General features: G+C 41.1%; 1 protein-coding gene. It reads left to right on the top strand.

What is annotated here, in order from left to right; translation table 11 throughout:
- Positions 1–63: 63 nt before the first annotated feature.
- Positions 64–971 (top strand): hypothetical protein (locus AAZR23_RS20695; protein WP_434694502.1); only part of this gene is annotated, 908 nt, incomplete at its 3' end.

The raw sequence follows: 971 nt of genomic DNA, 5'->3' as shown, positions 1-971 counted from the left end.
ACAACCTTATCCCTGATTATCGGTACAGTATTTTGTACAGCAACTGTCGCCAGAGCAGATTGTGTGGCAAACCCAGTACCTAATATCAAGGGGGGAGTTGATATGATTTGTGAGGGTACCGGTATTTTACAGGATATACGCCTGCTGGGTAACGGACAAAATAATAACGTAATAGTAGAAGGTAATAATACAACAGTTTTGGATAATATTTTTGGTGCTAATTCCTCAGTATATTCAATGTCCGATAATACATTATTGACAGGGAATACTGTAACCCTCAATGATAATATTTTTGCAGGTAATAATGTTGTTGGCGCCAGTATAACCCTCAATAACTCGAAAAACCTAACAGTAACGGGAAATTCAGTGACCTTAAATGATAACGCCCATGTAGTCCGCGAAGCTTTAGGTGCTTATATTGAAAGCTCCGGTACGAGTGATATTACAGTTGCCGGAAATTCTGTGACTCTCAATGATAATGCATATTTAACTGAGACTGCTATCGGCGGTGTAGGTTATAGTTATCATACTGGTAATGTTACAGTCTCAGGAAATTCCGTGACTTTTAACAACAATGCAGGGGTACCCTTTTATGTTAGGGGGGGGGGGGGTATTAGCTATGATACGGGTAATATTATAGTGGCGGGAAATTCTGTGACTCTCAATGACAACGCGGGTGTAAATAATACTAATCATGGCACCATTTATGGCGGTTGGGTCGAGAAAATGGGTGTCGGTAATATAACAATGACAGAGAATTCTGTGACCCTCAATGATAACGCCTATGTGAACAACGATATCTATGGCGGATATGTTGATGCTTTTGGGGATCTTGTCACCAGTATTAACATAACAGATAACACGGTCAATATCCGCAATTCTGCCAGGGTATCCGGTTCTCTGTATGGTGGATTTATTGATGGTCCCGGTACCGCCGGTTATTATGATTCTTTCACGGGCAACACCCTGAA

The sequence above is a fragment of the Morganella sp. Je.2.23 genome (assembly GCF_051129855.1).
GTDB classification, from domain to species: Bacteria; Pseudomonadota; Gammaproteobacteria; order Enterobacterales; family Enterobacteriaceae; genus Morganella; species Morganella sibonii.
This window is presented reverse-complemented; position numbering and strand designations above follow the sequence as displayed.